The 14543-nt window shown below is 70.4% G+C and carries 15 protein-coding genes; 4 read left to right on the plus strand and 11 right to left on the minus strand.

Features of this window, described 5'->3' with window-relative positions:
- Nucleotides 1-23 precede the first annotated feature (23 nt).
- The 4 genes from ACEN9J_RS18990 to ACEN9J_RS19005 all read right to left on the minus strand — a co-directional run bounded on the left by ACEN9J_RS18990 (nucleotide 24) and on the right by ACEN9J_RS19005 (nucleotide 3432).
- Nucleotides 24-776 (minus strand): hypothetical protein, encoded by a 753-nt coding sequence (locus ACEN9J_RS18990; RefSeq protein WP_413761764.1) that lies wholly within the window; start codon nucleotides 774-776, stop codon nucleotides 24-26.
- A gap of 2 nt (nucleotides 777-778) precedes the next feature.
- On the minus strand, nucleotides 779-1300 hold the full coding sequence (gene mreD, locus ACEN9J_RS18995) for a rod shape-determining protein MreD (RefSeq protein WP_057591259.1): 522 nt from the start codon (nucleotides 1298-1300) through the stop codon (nucleotides 779-781).
- Complete coding sequence (gene mreC / locus ACEN9J_RS19000; RefSeq protein WP_057591260.1) at nucleotides 1297-2304, minus strand: rod shape-determining protein MreC; 1008 nt, start codon at nucleotides 2302-2304, stop codon at nucleotides 1297-1299. The genes mreD and mreC overlap by 4 nt, the downstream gene beginning before the upstream one ends.
- 84 nt (nucleotides 2305-2388) lie before the next feature.
- Nucleotides 2389-3432 (minus strand): rod shape-determining protein, encoded by a 1044-nt coding sequence (locus ACEN9J_RS19005; RefSeq protein ID WP_057591261.1) that lies wholly within the window; start codon nucleotides 3430-3432, stop codon nucleotides 2389-2391.
- A gap of 224 nt (nucleotides 3433-3656) precedes the next feature.
- Here ACEN9J_RS19005 and gatC point away from each other — a divergent pair, with 224 nt between their 5' ends.
- Genes gatC through gatB form a run of 3 tightly spaced genes read left to right on the plus strand, consistent with a single transcriptional unit; the run spans nucleotide 3657 to nucleotide 6959 of the window.
- Nucleotides 3657-3956: an Asp-tRNA(Asn)/Glu-tRNA(Gln) amidotransferase subunit GatC gene (gene gatC, locus ACEN9J_RS19010; protein ID WP_057591262.1), complete on the plus strand. Its 300-nt coding sequence runs from the start codon at nucleotides 3657-3659 to the stop codon at nucleotides 3954-3956.
- Complete coding sequence (gatA, locus tag ACEN9J_RS19015) at nucleotides 3953-5467, plus strand: Asp-tRNA(Asn)/Glu-tRNA(Gln) amidotransferase subunit GatA (RefSeq protein ID WP_413761765.1); 1515 nt, start codon at nucleotides 3953-3955, stop codon at nucleotides 5465-5467. Before gatC ends, gatA begins: the two co-directional genes overlap by 4 nt.
- A 1-nt stretch (nucleotide 5468) precedes the next feature.
- Nucleotides 5469-6959: an Asp-tRNA(Asn)/Glu-tRNA(Gln) amidotransferase subunit GatB gene (gene gatB, locus ACEN9J_RS19020; RefSeq protein WP_057591264.1), complete on the plus strand. Its 1491-nt coding sequence runs from the start codon at nucleotides 5469-5471 to the stop codon at nucleotides 6957-6959.
- Between the two features lie 81 nt (nucleotides 6960-7040).
- Here the strand turns inward: gatB and ACEN9J_RS19025 are convergent, their stop codons facing one another.
- Nucleotides 7041-7751 (minus strand): DUF4124 domain-containing protein, encoded by a 711-nt coding sequence (locus ACEN9J_RS19025; protein ID WP_261215356.1) that lies wholly within the window; start codon nucleotides 7749-7751, stop codon nucleotides 7041-7043.
- Nucleotides 7752-7763: 12 nt separating this feature from the next.
- Entirely contained in the window at nucleotides 7764-8447 is a 684-nt protein-coding gene (pyrE, locus tag ACEN9J_RS19030) for an orotate phosphoribosyltransferase (protein WP_413761766.1), read from the minus strand.
- An 11-nt stretch (nucleotides 8448-8458) separates the two neighbouring features.
- On the opposite strand from pyrE, the gene ACEN9J_RS19035 reads away from it, so the two are divergent.
- Nucleotides 8459-9262, plus strand: coding sequence for an exodeoxyribonuclease III (locus tag ACEN9J_RS19035; protein ID WP_057591267.1), 804 nt, complete (start codon nucleotides 8459-8461; stop codon nucleotides 9260-9262).
- A gap of 602 nt (nucleotides 9263-9864) precedes the next feature.
- Here the strand turns inward: ACEN9J_RS19035 and ACEN9J_RS19040 are convergent.
- From ACEN9J_RS19040 to ACEN9J_RS19060, 5 genes are read right to left on the minus strand one after another with little or no spacing between them, the layout of a single operon-like run.
- Entirely contained in the window at nucleotides 9865-11367 is a 1503-nt protein-coding gene (locus ACEN9J_RS19040; RefSeq protein WP_413761767.1) for an amidohydrolase family protein, read from the minus strand.
- Between the two features lie 8 nt (nucleotides 11368-11375).
- The gene (locus ACEN9J_RS19045) at nucleotides 11376-12419 is read right to left on the minus strand and encodes an ABC transporter substrate-binding protein (protein WP_413761768.1); all 1044 of its coding nucleotides are present in this window, start codon (nucleotides 12417-12419) and stop codon (nucleotides 11376-11378) included.
- A 26-nt stretch (nucleotides 12420-12445) separates the two neighbouring features.
- Nucleotides 12446-12862, minus strand: a complete 417-nt coding sequence (locus tag ACEN9J_RS19050; protein ID WP_296732874.1) for a DUF3830 family protein — start codon at nucleotides 12860-12862, stop codon at nucleotides 12446-12448.
- 17 nt (nucleotides 12863-12879) lie between these two features.
- Nucleotides 12880-13662 carry an ABC transporter permease gene (locus ACEN9J_RS19055; RefSeq protein WP_093344073.1) on the minus strand — a complete coding sequence of 261 codons (783 nt, stop codon included), beginning with the start codon at nucleotides 13660-13662 and terminating at the stop codon, nucleotides 12880-12882.
- Nucleotides 13659-14543, minus strand: a complete 885-nt coding sequence (locus ACEN9J_RS19060) for an ABC transporter ATP-binding protein (RefSeq protein ID WP_413761769.1) — start codon at nucleotides 14541-14543, stop codon at nucleotides 13659-13661. Before ACEN9J_RS19060 ends, ACEN9J_RS19055 begins: the two co-directional genes overlap by 4 nt.

Consider the following 14543-nt stretch of genomic DNA (forward strand, 5'->3'; position numbering starts at 1 on the left):
CGGCGAACGGTCAATGGATGAGCTTAGGCTTCATGCGGTGCCGAGGCAACCGGCACGAAGTCCACCGTGGCGCCGAGCGCGCGCAGGCTGCGCAGGTCGGCTTCCAGATGAGTTTGGAAACCGCTCCTCAGTTCCAGCGGCGGCGCCTTGAGCAGCGCGAGCGCGCGCGCCGGCGCGACACCGAGCAGCCGCACCACGCATTGCGCGACCTCGACGCGGCGCGCGCCCGCGTCGCGCAGCACCAGCGCGCCGCGCGTCCAGTGCGCGGGGTCGACCGGCGCGGACGGCTCGCCCTCTTCGGGCGCGTCCATGGCCTCGGCGAGGTTGGCGCGGATCTCGCGCCAGGGCGCGCCCCCGGTGCCGGGCTCGCGCTCGATGCGCGCGAGCATCGCGCCCGGATCGTCGCCCAGCGCCGCCAGCGAGCGCAGCAGCGCGCCGAAGCCCTCGATCGACGCGGCCACCGGCGACGGCGTCCAGCGGCCGGCCGAGGCCGGCGCCCACCAGACCGGATAGCCCGCGTCGGCCTCGCGCAGGTCGATGAAGTAGGGGTCGCGAAAGTAGTTGGCCGCCACCGCGAGCCAGGCGGGATGCCACTGGCCCGGCGCCTCGCTGCTCAGGTCCTCGCCGGTGTTGCCGTTCGAGCGGTAGCCGACCTGGAAAGCGTCGATGCCGCCGGGCTCGGGATACCACTGCGGCAACCCGAGGTCGCCGACCACGACGGCGGCATCCACGAAGGCCCGCACGGACGGCGGCAGGGAAGGCCCGGCGACGGACATGGTCACAAGGGGCGGTTTTCGTCGGGCTCGGGCGTGCGGCGCTGCGGCGCCAGCAACACGAAGGTGGCCAGCGGCCACAGCGCGGCCTCGACCGCCGGCGAGATCAGCACCGACCAGCCCGGGAACACCCCGCCGCCGATGATGCGCGTGACGATCTCGATCAGTTGCGACAGCGCGAACAGCGGCAGCACCTGCAGCGCCTGCGACAGCACCGGGTACCAGAGCAGGCGCCGGTGGATGGTGATCGCGAAGAAGCCCAGCGTGGTGTAGGACAGCGCATGCTGGCCGAGCATCGAGGCCTGGTGCACGTCCATCAGCAGGCCGAAGACGAAGGCGGCGCCGATGCCCACGCGCATCGGCTGGTGCACGCCCCAGAACACGATCGCCAGCGCGAGCAGGTCGGGCATCCAGGCGGCGCGGCCGATCGGGACCATGTTGATCAGCAGGGCCACCACGAGGCTGCCCCACATGAACACGGGGCTGACGGGCAGCAGAAGCTGCTGCTGGCCGGGTCGCTTGATCATCGCGCGGCCTCCGCGGGTTTCTTCGGTGCGGCGGCGCCGTTCTTCTCGGACGCCTTCTCCGCGCCCTTGACGGCCGCGCCGGCCTTGCCCTCGGCCTTCTTCGGGCGCGGCGCCGGCGCGGCCGCGGCCGGCGGCGGCGGTGCCGAGGGCGCGCCCGTGGGCTGCAGCACCAGCACGTAGCGCGCGGCCATCACGTGCGCGAGCGGCACGCAGTAGATGCGCGCGAAGGCCGAGTCGGCGCGGCGCTCGATGCGCTCGATCTTCGCCACCGGCAATCCGGCGGGATAGATGCCGTCGACGCCGCTGGTGGACAGCAGGTCGCCCTCCTGCAGGTCGGCGTTGGCGGCCATGAAGCGCAGCTCGAGCCCGCCGCCATGCGCCGAGGCATCGCCGAAGGCCACGCTGCGCACGCCGGTGCGGGTGTTCTGCACGGGAATGGAGAGGTCGCGGTCGATCACCAGCGTGACCTCGCTCGTGAAAGGCTGCACCGCCGTCACCTGGCCGAGCACGCCCTGCGCGTCGATCACCGGCGAGCCCGGCGCCACGCCCTGGGCCAGGCCCTGGTCGATGACGATCTTGCGCGTGTAGGGGTCGGCCGCGTCGTACAGCACCTCGGCCGCGCGGCCCGGCGTCTGCTGCAGCTGGCGCAGCTCGAGCAGCGCGCGCAGCCGCGCGTTGTCCTGCGCCAGCGTGTCGGCCTGGCTCGCGCGCTCGGCCTGCAGCATCAGCGCCTTGCGCGCGTCGGCCTCGTTCTTCTGCGCGGTCTGCAGGTCCTCGAGGTAGCCGCCGGCGCCCACCACGAACTGCACGGGCTTGAGCGCCACCCATTGCACCGGGTAGAGCACGGCCGCGATGGCCTGGCGCACCGGCTGCACGATGTGGAAGCGGGCGTCCGCCACCATCAGGAAAAGCGCGAGCGTGCTGAAGAAGATCAGCTTGCTCAGCGCCGATGGCCCCTGGTTGAACAGGGGTGGCGCGGTGCGGTCGAGCGTGCCCAGGGGCATGGGATCAGGTCGGGTGCTGCGGCATCAGATGACAAAAGGCCGGCCCGCGCAAGCGGGGGCCGGCCGATGGAGGCGGCGCTGCATTCACTCGCTCGTGAAGATGCTTCCCAGCCGGTCCATGCGCTCGAGGGCGATGCCGCAGCCGCGCACCACGCAGGTCAGCGGGTCCTCGGCGACCAGCACCGGCAGGCCGGTTTCCTCGGCCAGCAGGCGGTCGAGGTCGCGCAGCAGCGCGCCGCCGCCGGTGAGCATCATGCCGCGCTCGGCGATGTCGGCGCCGAGTTCGGGCGGGGTCTGCTCGAGTGCGTTCTTGACGGCCGAGACGATGTTGTTGAGCGGGTCGGTCAGGGCTTCCAGCACTTCGTTGCTGCTGATCGTGAAGCTGCGCGGCACGCCCTCGGAGAGGTTGCGGCCCTTGACTTCCATTTCCTTGACCTCGGAGCCCGGGAAGGCCGAGCCGATGCTCTTCTTGATGACCTCGGCCGTGGGCTCGCCGATCAGCATGCCGTAGTTGCGGCGGATGTAGTTGATGATGGCCTCGTCGAAGCGGTCGCCGCCGACGCGCACCGAGCCCTTGTAGACCATGCCGCCGAGGCTGATGACGCCCACCTCGGTGGTGCCGCCGCCGATGTCGACCACCATCGAGCCCGAGGCTTCGCTGACGGGCAGGCCGGCGCCGATGGCCGCGGCCATGGGTTCCTCGATCAGGTAGACCGAGGTCGCGCCCGCGGCCTCGGCCGCATCCTTGATGGCGCGGCGCTCGACCTGGGTGGAACCGCAGGGCACGCAGATGATGATGCGCGGGCTCGGCGTGAGCAGCGTGCGCGGGTGCACCATCTTGATGAACTGCTTGATCATCTGCTCGGTGATCACGAAGTCGGCGATCACGCCGTCCTTCATCGGGCGGATGGCTTCGATGTTGCCCGGCACCTTGCCGAGCATGGCCTTGGCCTCGCGGCCGACGGCCTGGATCACCTTCTTGCCATGCGGGCCGCCTTCGTGGCGGATGGCGACGACCGAGGGTTCGTCCAGCACGATGCCCTTGTTGCGGGCGAAGATGAGCGTGTTGGCGGTGCCGAGGTCGATCGCGAGGTCGGTGGAGAAATACCGACGGAAAGCTCCAAACATGTGCGGAATCCTCTGGAGCACGGGCTGCGCATCGGCAGAACGTCGCTCACTCTATGGGTGTTTTGGGGGTGCTGGAAGGGTGAATTTGATCGTTTTTGCAGCAAAAGCCGGCGCGTTCGCGGGGGTTGCGGCAAAGGCGGGATAATACCCGAATCCCCTCTGAATCCCGTGTTGGCGGCCCTTGCGGCGCGCTATTTACCTCCGGTTTTTCGGCCGGTTCCACCATGTCCCTTTCCGCTTCCGATATCGCCCGCATCGCCTCCCTGGCGCGGCTGCAGCTCGCCCCCGACGAAAGCGAGCGCATGCTCAGCCAGCTCAACGGCTTTTTCGACGTGGTCGAGCGCATGCGCTCGGTCGACACCACCGGCGTCGAGCCCCTGGCCCATCCCGTGGCCGCCATCGAGGACATCGTCCTGCGCCTGCGCGAGGACGTCGTGAGCGAGCCGGACAACCGCGAAGCCAACCAGCGCAGCGCCCCCGCCGTCGAAGCCGGCCTGTTCCTCGTGCCCAAGGTGATCGAATGAGCGGCGCCAAGGACCTGCACCAACTCGGGGTGGCCGCGCTGGCGAAGGCGCTGGCCGGGCGCGAAGTCTCGGCCGTCGAGGCCGCGCAGCACTTCCTGGGCCGCATGAAGGCCCACCAGGCGCTCGGCAGCTTCGTCGAAGTGAACGAGGACGCCACGCTGGCCCAGGCCCGCGCGGCCGACGCGTCGCTCGCGGCCGGCAACGCTCCGGCGCTGGCCGGCGTGCCGATCGCGCACAAGGACATCTTCGTCACCACCGACTTCGCCACCACCGCGGGCTCGAAGATGCTCGCGGGCTACCGCTCGCCCTTCGACGCCACCGTGGTGCGCCGCCTCGCCGAGGCCGGCACCGTCACGCTGGGCAAGCTCAGCTGCGACGAGTTCGCGATGGGCTCGGCCAACGAGAACGTGGCCGTGCCCGCCGTCGGCCACGACCGGGCCGTGCCGGTGCGCAACCCCTGGAACCTCGAGCGCATCCCGGGCGGCTCCTCGGGCGCCAGCGCGGCCGCCGTGGCCGCGCGCCTCGCGCCGGCCGCCACCGGCACCGACACCGGCGGCTCGATCCGCCAGCCGGCCTCGTTCTGCGGCGTGACCGGCATCAAGCCCACCTACGGCCGCGCCTCGCGCTACGGCATGGTGGCCTTCGCCTCCAGCCTCGACCAGGCCGGCCCGATGGCCCGCTCGGCCGAGGACTGCGCGCTGCTGCTGTCGGCCTTCTGCGGCCCCGACCTCGACCGCGACTCGACCTCGCTCGACCGCCCGGCCGAGAACTTCGGCCGCGCGCTGAACGACTCGCTCGAGGGCTTGCGCATCGGCGTGCCGAAGGAGTTCTTCGGCGAGGGCGTGGCGCCCGGCGTGCGCGCCGCCATCGATGCAGCGCTGTTGCAGTACGAGAAGCTCGGCGCCAAGCGCGTCGAGGTCTCGCTGCCGCGCACCGAGCTGTCGATTCCCGTCTACTACATCATTGCCGCGGCCGAGGCCTCGAGCAACCTGAGCCGCTTCGACGGCGTGAAGTTCGGCCACCGCGCCAAGGACTTCCTCGACCCGGCCAGCAAGAAGACCGCGCTCACGCAGATGTACGAGCGCACGCGCGCCGAAGGCTTCGGCGACGAGGTCAAGCGCCGCATCATGATCGGCACCTACGTGCTCTCGCACGGCTACTACGACGCCTACTACCTGCAGGCGCAGAAGGTGCGCCGCATGATCGCCGACGACTTCCAGCAGGCCTTCGCACAGTGCGACGTGATCGCCGGCCCGGCCGCGCCGACCACCGCCTGGAAGATCGGCGAGCACGGCGACGACCCCGTGGCCGACTACCTGGCCGACATCTTCACCTTGCCGGCCTCGCTGGCCGGCCTGCCCGGCATGAGCCTGCCGGTGGGCTTCGACGGCGGCATGCCCGTGGGCCTGCAGCTGATCGGCAACTACTTCGGCGAAGCGAAGCTGCTCAACGCGGCGCACCGCTTCCAGCAGGCCACCGACTGGCACGCGCGCACGCCGGAGGGCTTCTGACATGAGCGAGACAGTGAACACCTTCGAAGCACAACAACAGGGCCGCCCGACCGGCCCGCTGGTGCGCGGCTATGAAGTCATCATCGGCTTCGAGACCCACGCCCAGCTCTCGACCGCGAGCAAGATCTTCAGCCGCGCCTCCACGGCCTTCGGCGCCGAGCCCAACACGCAGGCCTGCGCGGTCGATCTCGCGCTGCCCGGCACGCTGCCCGTGATGAACAAGGGCGCCGTCGAACGCGCGATCCGGCTCGGCCTCGCGCTCGGTTCGCACATCGCGCCGCGCAGCGTGTTCGCGCGCAAGAACTACTTCTATCCCGACCTGCCCAAGGGCTACCAGATCAGCCAGTTCGAGATCCCCGTGGTGCAGGGCGGCTCGGTGAGCTTCTTCGTCGGCGAGGAACAGAAGACCGTGCGCCTGGTGCGCGCCCACCTCGAGGAGGACGCGGGCAAGTCGCTGCACGAGGACTTCGTGGGCCAGAGCGGCATCGACCTGAACCGCGCCGGCACGCCGCTGCTCGAGATCGTGACCGAGCCCGACATGCGCTCCACCGCCGAGGCCGTGGCCTATGCGAAGGAGCTGCACAAGATCGTGACCTGGATCGGCATCTGCGACGGCAACATGCAGGAAGGCAGCTTCCGCTGCGACGCCAACGTCTCGGTGCGCCGCCCCGGCGAGAAGCTCGGCACGCGCCGCGAGATCAAGAACCTGAACAGCTTCAAGTTCATGCAGCAGGCGATCGACTACGAGATCAGCTGGCAGATCGACACGCTCGAGGACGGCGGCAAGATCGAGCAGGCCACCGTGCTGTTCAATCCCGACACCGGCGAGACGCGCGCGATGCGCGCCAAGGAAGACTCGTCCGACTACCGCTACTTCCCCGACCCCGACCTGCCGCCGCTGGTGATCGCCGCCGACTGGATCGAGCGCGTGAAGGCCGAGATGCCCGAGCTGCCGCGCGTGATGGCCGAGCGCTATGTGCGCGACCACGGCCTCTCGGAATACGACGCCGCGCAGCTCACGCAGGGCCCCGCGCTCGCGCGCTATTTCGACGACGCGGTGAAGGCCGGCGCCACGCCGAAGCTCGCGAGCAACTGGATCACCGGCGAGATCGCACGCCGCCTCAATGCCCAGGAGATCGGCATCGAGGCCGCGCCGGTCAGCGCCGCGCAGCTCGGCCAGCTCGTGAAGCGCATCGCCGACGGCACCCTGCCGAACAATGCCGCGCGCCAGGTCTTCGAGGCACTGTGGACCGGCGAAGGCAGCGACGTCGACGCGATCATCGAGGCCAAGGACCTGAAGCCGATGAACGACGCCGGCGCGCTCGACGCGATCCTCGACGAGGTGATCGCGAAGAACGCCAAGAACGTCGAGGAGTACCGCGGCGGCAAGGAGAAGGCGCTCAACGGCCTCGTGGGCCAGGTCATGAAGGCCAGCGGCGGCAAGGCCAACCCCGCGCAGGTCACGGAACTGCTGAAGGCCAAGCTGGCCTGAGCCCGGGCTTCGCCCCGGCACGACGGTGAAGCGGGTCCCGCGCGGGCCGCTTCACCGTTTTTTCTTTTGGGGGGATGCCGGTCAGCGCGCGGTGGTCGCGGTATCGCCCGACCACAGCTGCTTGAGCCGCACGCGCTCCTCGTCGAAGCGCGCGTTGACGCGCTTCTTCTCGTCTTCCTGCTCGCCGATGAAGCGGTTCTGCACCGCCACGCTCTTGGCGTTGTCGTCGAGCCGGCGCCGCAGCACGCCGGGCGCCTTGCTCGCGTCGCCCTTGTAGAACTCGAGTTCCTCGTCGATCTTCTTGCGGTCGTCGGCCAGTTCGGACAGCCGCTTGCGCGCCGCCTGGATCACCGCGTCGACCTGCACCAGCGCCTCGCCGCGCTCGCGCTCGTGGGCGGCGGCGTTCGGATAGCGGATCAGCAACGCGCGCTCGCGCCGGCGCTCGTCGGCGATGCGCGCGGCCTGCACCGCGGCCTCGCGCGCGCGGTCCTCGCGCTCGGCCTGCTCGCGCGCCGTGTAGGTGGGCTCGAGGCGGCGCCGCGTCATGCCGCTCGGGCTCAGCTCGCGCTGCTCGCGGTCGCTGCACTCGGCGATCGGCCGGTCGGCCGTCAGCGTGCGGCCCTTGGCATCGACGCACGAATAGATGCCCGCGGCGCCGGGCACGGGCGCGCCCTTCTGCGCCTGGGCCAGCGCCAGCGTGCAGCCGGCGGCGAGCACCACGGCCAGCGCGGCACGGGCGTTTCCGATGGCGCGGAATCGGCTGTGGCCGGCGTGGTGCGGCGGGCGGTGCATCGGGGGTTTCCTTCAGAGCGCGCCGTAGCGCGTGCGGTAGGCGAGCACGCGCTCGCGGTGGGTGCCGAGGTCGGCGGCCGCGTCGCCCGAGAGGTAGCTCAGCAGATCGTCGAGGGTGGCGATCGCCACCACCTGCAGGCCGAGCTGGTTGCGTACGTACTGCACCGCGCTGTGGTCCACGTCGACGCCGTTCTCGGTCGCCTTCTCCTGGCGGTCGAGCGCGATCGCCACCGCGTGCGGCACCGCGCCCGCGGCCTGGATCGCGGCGATCGACTCGCGCACCGCGGTGCCCGCGGACATCACGTCGTCGATGATCAGCACCCGGCCCTTGAGCGGCGCGCCGACCAGGTTGCCGCCCTCGCCGTGCGCCTTGGCTTCCTTGCGGTTGTAGGCGAAGGGCACGTTGCGGCCGCGCCGCGCGAGCTCGGCCGCCACCGTGGCGCCCAGCGGGATGCCCTTGTAGGCGGGGCCGAAGATCATGTCGAACTCGAGCCCGCTCTCGATCAGGCGGTCTGCATAGAATCCCGCGAGCCGCGCGATCTTGGCGCCGTCGTCGAAGAGGCCCGAATTGAAGAAATAAGGACTCATGCGGCCGGCCTTGGTCTTGAACTCGCCGAAGCGCAACACGCCCGCGTCGAGCGCGAACTGGACGAAGTCCTGCGCCACCGCACTGCTTTTCTCACCATCTACAGCCATCGGAATTCCTTGTGTTCAAACTGACCAGTCTCAATCTCAATGGCCTGCGTTCGGCCGCCACCAAGGGCGTTGCCGACTGGGTGGCCGAATTGGCGCCGGATTGTATTTGCATGCAGGAGATCCGGGTCCAGGCCAGCGACATCGAAGGCCGCTTCGAGGAGATGGCCGGCCTCAAGGGCCACTTCCATTTTGCCGAGAAGAAGGGCTACGCGGGCACCGCGATCTACACGAAGCACGTGCCCAGCGAGGTGGTGGTGGGCTGGGGCGACGCCGAATTCGACGCCGAGGGCCGCTACCTCGAGCTGCGCTTCGACACGCCGAAGCGCAAGTTCTCGGTCATCAGCTGCTATTTCCCGAGCGGCAGCTCGGGCGAGGAGCGCCAGCAGGCCAAGTTCCGCTTCCTCAAGGGCTTCTTCCCGCACCTGGTGGCGCTGAAGAAGCAGCGCGAGTTCGTGCTGTGCGGCGACATCAACATCGCCCACAAGGAGATCGACCTCAAGAACTGGCGCGGCAACCAGAAGAACAGCGGCTTCCTGCCCGAGGAACGCGCCTGGATGACGAAGCTGCTCGACGCCGGCGCCGAGGGCGCGGGGCTGGTCGACGTCTACCGCATGCTCAAGCCCGACACCACCGGCGAGGCCTACACCTGGTGGAGCAACCGCGGCCAGGCCTATGCCAACAACGTGGGATGGCGGCTCGACTACCACCTCGCCACGCCCAAGACCGCCGCGCTGGCGCGCACCGAGCAGATCTTCAAGACCATCAAGTTCAGCGACCACGCGCCGATCACGCTGGAGTACGACTTCACGCTCTGAGCGCCGCCTGGGCGCTCGACTCCTTGCCCATGGGCCACCTCAGCGAGCCAGCTTGATGTGGGGAAAGCGCACAACGGGTTGCCGCAACCGGCGCTCGAGTTCCGCGACGTTTTGGCCTGTCTCCACAGCCGTGGAGCTGGCCACAGACCGCAGCACAGCCTTTCGGCTCGGTGCTCTGCGTTGAGGTACGGCAGGCTTGATCATGCTGTGATTTCAAAGGTTTGAACTTTATCCAACTCAGGTGGAGTGGACGTCAACCTGGGCTATCGGAGCAAGCGCGAGGCACCGCTGCATCGTGCAGCGCGCCGGTCTGCAACAGCGTGGCTGCTCAGCCGTGCAAGCGGTTACTCGCCACATTGACGATTCCACACTCTGGGAATCGGGAGCGGTCAGCCGGACGCAGAGGACGCGAAGGTTTCGCGAAGCACGCAAAAAACAGCCAGAAGGGTATGAGTTGCGCGCCCGCGGCGGTCGCACTTCGAGGAGCCCACGCAAGGCCTGCGTCCTCAGCAGACCGCGGCCCCTTTGAAGATTTTCTTTTCGCGCTCTTCGCGAAACCTTCGCGTCCTCTGCGTCCGGCTGCTCGAATCGGCTGTCCGCTTTCAGCCGCAGCACCGCCCGATCCGCCCCTCGCGGTACAGCGGCCCCAGATCCTCCGCCAGCGCCCCCAACGTGCGCCGCCACTGAGCATGCGAAGGATCGGCCTCGAGCGCCGCCCGCATGCGCGCCAGCAACTCGGCGCGTAGCGCGGGCTCGTCGATGCCCAGCACACGCCCTTCATCGACCGCGAGCCGGCCGCCGACCAGCACCTTCGCCACATGGCGGCCACTGGCGCGCGCGAGCACCAGGTCGAGCGGGTCGATGTCGTCGAACAGCGCGTCGTCGTCGAGCGTGTCGAGGTCCAGCAGCACCAGGTCGGCCGGCGCGCCGGTCGCGATGCGGCCGCCCGACACCAGCGCGCCGCCCACGCTGCGCGGGCCGTGGCCGGCGGCGAAGGACCAGAGCTGGGCCGGGGTCATGGCGCGCTCGTAGCCCCAGCCGCGGTGCAGCGCATAGGCCAGGCGCATCTCGCGCAGCGCGTCGTCGTCCTCGTCGAAAGCCATGCCGTCCAGCCCCATCGCCACGCGGCAGCCCTGGCGCAGCATCTCGGCCAGCGGCGCGATGCCCGACTGGAGGCCGAGGTTCGAGCTGGTGTTGACGGCGATGGTGGCACCGCGCTCGGCGATCAGCGCGAGTTCGTCGGGCCGCGCCCAGGTGCAGTGGGCGAGCGTGAGGCGCGGGCTCAGCAGGCCGATCGCATCGAGGAAGCGCACGATGCCGCCCGGGTGGTGGGCATCGGCCCAGCCGCGCTGGTAGCGCGTCTCGAGCAGGTGCATGTGGACCGGCCGGCCGGTATCGGCCGAGGCGCGCGCGATGGCCTCGAGCAGCGGCGTGCCGCACCACTGGACCGCGGTCGGGCCGTACTGCACGGTGACGTGCGCGCCCAGGCCCTCCTCCTCGACCATACGCGCCACGGCGTCGACCTGCGCGAGCTGCCGCGCGGGCTCGACCGGCTGCACCGCGAGGCGCCGCGCGACCGCGTCACGGATGCCGGGGCGCAGCAGCGCCAGCACGGCGGCATCGTCGTCGTAGGCGATGCCATGGCGGTCGCGCATCGCGACCGCGAAGCCGATGCGCACGCCGACGTCGCGCGCGGCCCGCGCCACCGCGCGCGCCTCGTCGACGTAGTCCATGCCGCCCTGCACGCGCGTGTAGTGGACCATCAGGTGCGTCACGCCATGGCGCAGCGAACGCGCGAACGAGGTGGCGGCGCAGAGGTAGGGGTCCATGCCCGGCACCGTGCCCAGGAAGGGCAGCCAGCTCTCGAGCGGCTGGCCGAAGGCGCCGAGCGTGGCGCTGCGGAAGGTGCGTGCATGGTCGTGCGCATTGGCCAGCGCCGGCAGCGCGAGCAGGCGCGGAGCGGGGCCGGTGGCATCGCGCGGCGCGATCGCGCCGAAGCGCTCGCCGTCGAGCGCGATGCGCATGCCGGCCTGCGCGGGCCGCAGGCCCGGCTCGGCCAGCAGCCAGGCGCAGTCGATGGCGTCGGAATGCGGGACGAGGCTCATGCCAGGCCTCAGCTCGCCATCACCCGGCGCGCGGCCGCGGGCGGCAGGAAGCGCCGGTCGAACACCTCGCCAGGCGCGGGCGCGCGCGGCAGCTCGAAGGCGGTGCGCAGTTGCGCGATGGCGCGGCCCATGCGCGCGTCGTCGACATCGCCGATGCCGGCCTGCGCGACCGCGGGCGTCAGCATCACGGTGCGCAGCGTGTAGAGCAGGCGTCGCTTCTCGAGCGCGGCATCGAGCAGCGGCTCGCGCTTGGCGAGCGCGGCAATGGCCGCGTCGGGGTCGGCGATGGTGTCGAGCACCGCACGGTGGATCGCGCGCACCAGCCCGGCCACGGCCTCGGGCCTATCGCGCAGCAGCGCGCGCGACACCATCACGCCGTTGCCGTAGAGGTCCACGCCATGGTCGGCGTAGTGGAACCAGCGGATGTCGCGGTCGGGGTCGACGCCCTGCGCCACCAGGTTCATGTAGCTGGTGACCGAGAACACGGCCGAGCCGTCGACATGGTCCTTGAGCAGCATCTGCTCCTGCAGGTTGGGCGCCATGCCGGTCCACTGCACCTTGGCCGGGTCGATGCCCGCGCGCGCCGCGATCACCGGGAACATGCGCGCCGCGGCACCGCCGGCCGGGCTGCCGAGCGTGCGGCCCTCGAGGTCCTTGAGCGTCTTGATGGGCCCGGCCGCCTTCACAATCAGCGCGAAGGGCGCGCGGTCGTAGAGCATGTAGACCATCACCGGCGCGTCGGCCGGCCGCGTGGCGGCGTTCTGCACGATGGCGTTCATGTCGCCGAAGGCGGCCTGGTAGGCGCCGTTCATCACCTTGGTGACGGCGGCCGCCGAGCCGTCGCCCTGATCGATGCTCACGGCCAGCTTCTCGGCCGCGAAATAGCCGCGGTCCTGCGCGAGGTAGTACCAGGCATGGATGCCCTGCAGCTTCCAGTCGAGCACGAACTTGATCGGCGTGGGCGCCTGCGCGAAGGCACGCGGCGCGCCGAGCGCGGCCGCCAGCGCGGGCAGGGCCGCGAGCGCGCCGCGGCGCGAGAGGGTTTGCAGCATGGGAGCTCCTTGGTGTTGCGTGAAGTTCAGGCGGCCTCGAAGAGCACGTCCTGCGCGCCCTCCCACAGCACCCGCCGGCCGAGTTCGCGCAACTGCTCGCGCCCCTCGACGATGCTCAGGAAGTGGTTGCCCGCGAGCTGGCCCATGCGGCTCGAGAAGCTGCAGGCGCCATAGGCCAGGATGATCTCGGTCTCGCTGTAGCCGCCGGGATAGAACAGGATGTCGCCCACCGAGGGATGGCTGGTGTGGTTCTCGAAGCCCACGCCGAGCTGGAAGTCGCCCAGCGGCACCCAGCAGCCCTCGCCGCTCCAGCGCACGTGGATCAGCTTCTGCCGGTAGGGCAGGAGCTTCGAGAACGCGGCCACGGTGAGCGGCGCGTCGGGATGGGTTTCGGCCACGAAGCGCAGGCCGGCCGCGGTGATGAGGATGCGTGTGGAGGTCATGGGGGGTCGTCCTTGGTTCAGGCCATGGCCATGTCGGTCTTGCGCTGGGCCCAGCCCGTCATGCGCCGTTCGACGAGGGCCGACACCGCATAGAGCAGCACGCCCATCGCCGCGAGCAGGAACAGGCCCGCGAACACCATCGGCACGTCGAAGTTGCCGCTGGCGATCATCATCACGGTGCCGATGCCCTTGTTGGCCGCCACGGTCTCGCTGAGCACCGTGCCCACGAAGGCCAGCGTGATCGCGATCTTGAGCGAGGCGAACAGGTAGGGCAGCGTGCGCGGCAGGCCCACGTTCCAGAGGATGTCGCGCTTGCGCGCGCCGAGCACGCGCAGCACGTCCTCGAGCTCGGGCTCGGTGCTCGCGAGGCCGGTGGCCACGTTGACCACCACCGGGAAGATGCTGATCACCATCGAGGTCAGGATCGCGGGCACGGTGCCGGCCCCGAACCACACCACGAACAGCGGCACCACCGCCACCTTCGGAATGCTCGAGAAGCCGACCAGCAGCGGATAGGTCACGTCGTAGGCCAGCTTCGAGGAGCCGATGGCCACGCCGATCAGCACGCCCGCGGCCACGCCCAGCACGAAGCCCGCGAGCGTGGTGTAGAGCGTCTGCACGGTGTGCGGCCACAAGAGCGGCATCTTCTCGAGCAGCACGTGGGCGATCTGGCTCGGCCGCGGCAGCACCAGGTCGGAGATGCCGCCGGCCAGGCAGGCCAGTTCCCACAGCACGAAGAAGCCGAGCAGCGCGCCGGTCGACAGCAGGCGCTGGCGCAGCACGGGGGAGATCGCGTTCATGCCGCCACCTCCGCGACCAGCGGTTCGGCCGCCACGGCCTCGGGCACCGCGTCGCCGCCGCGGCGCGCCTGCGCGATGCGCATGCGCAGCTGCTGCACCAGCGCCGCGAACTCGGGTGCGTAGCTGCTCTCGAGCGTGCGCGGCCGCGCGAAGCCGACCTCGCGCGTCTCGAGGATGCGGCCCGGCCGCGCGCTCATCACGCAGATGCGGTTGGCCAGGTAGGCCGACTCGCGCAGGTCGTGCGTCACCAGCAGCACCGTGGGCCGGCGCGCGATCCACAGCGACTGCATGATGTCCCACAGCTCCTCGCGCGTGAACTGGTCGAGCGCGCCGAAGGGCTCGTCGAGCAGCAGCAGCTCGGGCTCGTGCACCAGCGCGCGGCACAGCGAGGCGCGCTGCAGCATGCCGCCCGAGAGCTGCCAGGGCCGCTTGTCGCCGAAGCCCTTCAAGCCGACCTGGGCCAGCAGCGCGTCGGCGCGCTCGGCGTACTCGCCGCGCTTCTTGCGCCGGTAGTCCTGACGGAACGGCTCGACGATCTTCAGCGGAATCATCACGTTCTCGCGGATCGTGAGCCAGGGCAGCATGGTCGGGTTCTGGAACGCGAGGCCGATGCGCAGCCGCGGCGCGGCCGAGGCATGGCTGCCCGCGGGCGTGCGCACGCCCACGGCGCCCACCTCGCGCCCGCCCGCGATCACCGCGCCGGCGCTGGGCCGCAGCAGCCCGGCCACCAGCTTGAGGATCGTCGACTTGCCGCAGCCGCTGGGGCCGACCAGCGCGACGAAGTCGCCCTTGTCGATGCCCAGCGTGGTGTGGTCCAGCGCGATGGTGCCGCCGCCGTAGCGCAGCATCACGTCCGACAGTTGGATGAAGGCTCGTTCCAT

This window comes from Variovorax sp. Varisp41, assembly GCF_047325085.1.
GTDB lineage: Bacteria > Pseudomonadota > Gammaproteobacteria > Burkholderiales > Burkholderiaceae_C > Variovorax.

What these genes read in the sequence shown, in the direction of transcription:
- ACEN9J_RS19060 (WP_413761769.1), bottom strand. Translation starts at nt 14,543, where the DNA reads ATGGAACGAGCCTTCATCCAACTGTCGGACGTGATGCTGCGCTACGGC.
- ACEN9J_RS19025 (WP_261215356.1), bottom strand. Translation starts at nt 7,751, where the DNA reads ATGCACCGCCCGCCGCACCACGCCGGCCACAGCCGATTCCGCGCCATC.
- ACEN9J_RS19045 (WP_413761768.1), bottom strand. Translation starts at nt 12,419, where the DNA reads ATGCTGCAAACCCTCTCGCGCCGCGGCGCGCTCGCGGCCCTGCCCGCG.
- mreD (WP_057591259.1), bottom strand. Translation starts at nt 1,300, where the DNA reads ATGATCAAGCGACCCGGCCAGCAGCAGCTTCTGCTGCCCGTCAGCCCC.
- ACEN9J_RS19050 (WP_296732874.1), bottom strand. Translation starts at nt 12,862, where the DNA reads ATGACCTCCACACGCATCCTCATCACCGCGGCCGGCCTGCGCTTCGTG.
- ACEN9J_RS18990 (WP_413761764.1), bottom strand. Translation starts at nt 776, where the DNA reads ATGTCCGTCGCCGGGCCTTCCCTGCCGCCGTCCGTGCGGGCCTTCGTG.
- mreC (WP_057591260.1), bottom strand. Translation starts at nt 2,304, where the DNA reads ATGCCCCTGGGCACGCTCGACCGCACCGCGCCACCCCTGTTCAACCAG.
- gatB (WP_057591264.1), top strand. Translation starts at nt 5,469, where the DNA reads ATGAGCGAGACAGTGAACACCTTCGAAGCACAACAACAGGGCCGCCCG.
- ACEN9J_RS19040 (WP_413761767.1), bottom strand. Translation starts at nt 11,367, where the DNA reads ATGAGCCTCGTCCCGCATTCCGACGCCATCGACTGCGCCTGGCTGCTG.
- pyrE (WP_413761766.1), bottom strand. Translation starts at nt 8,447, where the DNA reads ATGGCTGTAGATGGTGAGAAAAGCAGTGCGGTGGCGCAGGACTTCGTC.
- gatA (WP_413761765.1), top strand. Translation starts at nt 3,953, where the DNA reads ATGAGCGGCGCCAAGGACCTGCACCAACTCGGGGTGGCCGCGCTGGCG.
- ACEN9J_RS19005 (WP_057591261.1), bottom strand. Translation starts at nt 3,432, where the DNA reads ATGTTTGGAGCTTTCCGTCGGTATTTCTCCACCGACCTCGCGATCGAC.
- gatC (WP_057591262.1), top strand. Translation starts at nt 3,657, where the DNA reads ATGTCCCTTTCCGCTTCCGATATCGCCCGCATCGCCTCCCTGGCGCGG.
- ACEN9J_RS19055 (WP_093344073.1), bottom strand. Translation starts at nt 13,662, where the DNA reads ATGAACGCGATCTCCCCCGTGCTGCGCCAGCGCCTGCTGTCGACCGGC.